Origin of the sequence: Amnibacterium sp., assembly GCF_025463795.1 — a bacterium.
Taxonomy (GTDB): Bacteria; Actinomycetota; Actinomycetes; order Actinomycetales; family Microbacteriaceae; genus Amnibacterium.
The window spans coordinates 1-2,784 of record NZ_JAODBE010000193.1 but is presented as its reverse complement, the minus strand read 5'-3'; the positions used below and the strand labels follow the sequence as shown (position 1 = coordinate 2,784).

The following is a 2,784-nucleotide window of genomic DNA, read 5'->3' as shown; positions in this document are numbered from 1 at the left end:
GTGGTCGGCGGCACGGACCGCACGCGCCGCAGCAGCACGATCCAGACGACGGCGGCCGCGACACCGGCGACGCTCCAGGCGGCCGCCGCCGCACGCCAGCCGAAGATCGCTGCGACCGGCACGGTGCAGATCGAGGTCAGCCACGTCCCGACGTTGATCGACACGCTGTAGAGGCCGGTCGCGGCCGGGCGCCCGCGGCGGGGGACATCCCGCCGGATCATCGCGGGCACGAGCACGTTGCCGACCGTGATCGAGAGCCCGAGCAGCACCACGGCGACCAGCGCGACCGCGAACCCGTCGATCGAGCGCAGCACGGTGGCCGCGACGATGCCGCCGATGGAGACGAGGATCGCGGCCTCGAGCCCGATCCGGCGCTGCAGGATCGCGGCGAGCGGTGTCGCCAGCCCGAAGCAGAGCAGCGGCACGGTCGTCAGCAGTCCGAACCCGGTCGAGGAGACGTGCCAGCCGCTCTCGGCGGCCGACGCGATCGGCGCGAGCGCGACGAGCGGACTGCGCAGCTGGAAGCCGAGCAGCACGATGCCCGGCAGCAGCAGGCCCATCCCCAGGCGGGCGCCCCGTCCTCCGTCTCGCGCACCCATCGCGGCAAGCCTTCCACGCCGCCGACGATCGGGCCCGGCCCTCCCGGGCCGCGAGCGCGGCGGATGCCGTGCGCGGTGTTCCGGGGGCGGATCCGCAGAAGTCCCCCATTCGAATGCTCGATGCTTCCCCCATGACGACGCCCGCACGCATGAGCGCCACCGACCCGATCTCCCCCGACCGGCCCGATCAGGATGCCGGCGCCGCTGCCACGGGCGAGGGCACCCACCGTGACGACGTGAGCGACAGCCTTCCGCTTCCGAACGACCCCGTGGACGCCACCGGTCTGTTCACCGCCGATGACCTGAACGGCGAAGCGCCCGACTGAACGCCCAGGCCCACCGGGCCAGGACAGCAGCGAGGTGCTCCGACCGGATCCGGCCGGAGCACCTCGCGTGCTGATGTCTCAGGAGGTCAGCCCGAGACCACCACCTTCCCGACCATGCCCATGAAGTCGTGCAGCCCGCAGATGTACGAGTACGTGCCCGCCTTCGTGAAGGTGACGGCGAAGCTCGCCCCCGGAGGCTGGATCCCGGAGTTCAGCTGCCCGCCGCTGTAGTTCGTCGGGTCGCCGAGGGGCGGGAACAGGTTGCTCGGTTCGGTGCCGAACGTCACCGTGTGCGGCGCGCCCATGCCGGTGTTCTTGAACGTGACGGTCTGGCCGACGTGCACGTGCACGGTGGAACGGATGAACCGCATCACCATGGCGACCCCGTCGTCGTTGCCCTGGAACACGCGATGGTTCGTCGCGTCCTCAGCGGTCTCGTGCCACAGGTGGTAGCCGTCGCGCAGGATCTTGCCGGCCTGCTTCTGGCTCGCCCGGTTGTACTGCGACTGCGAGTACGGATAGTCCGTGCCTGCCGCCCGCACGTGCACGGTGCCCTTCATCGCCATCCCGTGCACGAGGCACCAGTAGGTGAAGTTCCCGGTCTTCGCGAAGCTCAGGCTGTAGGACCTGACCGCGGGGAATCCGGAGTTCGACACGTTCGTCAGCACGCCGGAGTTGTAGTAGGACTTCCCGTCGTACCAGTTGCCGCCCTGCTTCAGCAGCTCGGCGGGGTTGGTCGGGTCGAACGGCTGGGTGGACGCCAGGGTCTGGCCCTTGGCCAGGAACGAGACCGTGTGGATCTCCGCGGAGTTCGCACGCCAGCGGATCGTGTCGTGGGCGTTGATGTAGATGTTCGCCGGCAGGAACGACATGCCCTGGATGGCCTGGTCGTGCGACTCGTTGCCGACTTGGACGGTCCAGGTTCGGGGGTGGCTCTCGTGGTGGGCGGAGGCCAGTGCCGCGCCGGTCAGGGCGAGCGGCAGCAGGAGGGCGGCGAGGAAGGCGACCAGGATCTGCAGCGGATTCCGCCGCTGTCTGGTGCTCGGTCGAGACGTCATTGACTCATACCTTTCGAAGTGGGATTCCGTGCAGCACGGATGACCGGGTCGGATCCCGGCAGGTGGGATGGCGGCATGTCGCGCCGCCGCGCGCCCGCGATGGGGAGATCTGTGAGGCGCTATCCGCTTGTTCCCGACGCCGTCGCCTCCGGCCGCATTCGGCCGGCGCGTCGAGAGCATTCGTTCATCCAGGACCCTCGCAATCCACGAGTGGCACCGTCACGAACAGGAACCCGCAGTCCGAGGAGGCCGGCCCAGACGTGGGCCGGTCGGGTCGGGCTGTTCGCCCGCTGGCGGATCGCCTTCACCATGGCCCCGCGTCGATGAGCCTGTCAAGAGCCGCGACCGGCCACGATCTCCGCGTGAATCCGGGAGACGGGCACCTCGCTCGCGGACGATGCACCCGAGCTTCCCGGCCGAGCCGGCTACATCGAGGACGACTGGCACGACAGCGACGAGAGCGTGCACCTCGCCACGCTCCTCGACGGCGCGGCGACGATGGCGATCTTCTGGGAGACGATCGGCGGGCCGCTCACGGACGGATCCGCGGAGGGCTGACCCGGGCGGGCCGCGCTCACCCGCCCCAGCCCGCGCTGCCGGCCGACCGCGGCGCTACGGTCGCTCCATGGAGCAGCCCCGCCGGGCGGGTGCACGGCCGCAGCGCGCGGAGCTGATCGCCGCGCTGTCGCTCGCGATCGACCTCGGGCTCGGCCTCCCGCTCGAGCACATGCTCCGCTCCTGCATCATCGCGATGCGGCTCGCCGACCTGCTCGGCGCCGATGCCGAGACCCGGGAGACCGC

General features: G+C 70.6%; 3 protein-coding genes. 1 reads left to right on the top strand and 2 read right to left on the bottom strand.

Going from position 1 to position 2,784, the window contains the following annotated elements; translation table 11 throughout:
* Window positions 1-599, bottom strand: a 599-nt coding sequence (locus tag JWQ92_RS16075; protein ID WP_297345473.1) for a CynX/NimT family MFS transporter, incomplete at its 3' end; no start/stop codon positions are given.
* Window positions 600-730: 131 nt separating this feature from the next.
* Here JWQ92_RS16075 and JWQ92_RS16070 point away from each other — a divergent pair.
* Complete coding sequence (locus tag JWQ92_RS16070) at window positions 731-925, top strand: hypothetical protein (RefSeq protein WP_297345472.1); 195 nt, start codon at window positions 731-733, stop codon at window positions 923-925.
* A gap of 86 nt (window positions 926-1,011) precedes the next feature.
* Here JWQ92_RS16070 and JWQ92_RS16065 read toward each other — a convergent pair whose 3' ends face one another.
* Window positions 1,012-1,983 (bottom strand): plastocyanin/azurin family copper-binding protein, encoded by a 972-nt coding sequence (locus tag JWQ92_RS16065; protein WP_297345471.1) that lies wholly within the window; start codon window positions 1,981-1,983, stop codon window positions 1,012-1,014.
* Window positions 1,984-2,784 lie beyond the last annotated feature (801 nt).

What these genes read in the sequence shown, in the direction of transcription:
- JWQ92_RS16070 (WP_297345472.1), top strand. Translation starts at nt 731, where the DNA reads ATGACGACGCCCGCACGCATGAGCGCCACCGACCCGATCTCCCCCGAC.
- JWQ92_RS16065 (WP_297345471.1), bottom strand. Translation starts at nt 1,983, where the DNA reads ATGACGTCTCGACCGAGCACCAGACAGCGGCGGAATCCGCTGCAGATC.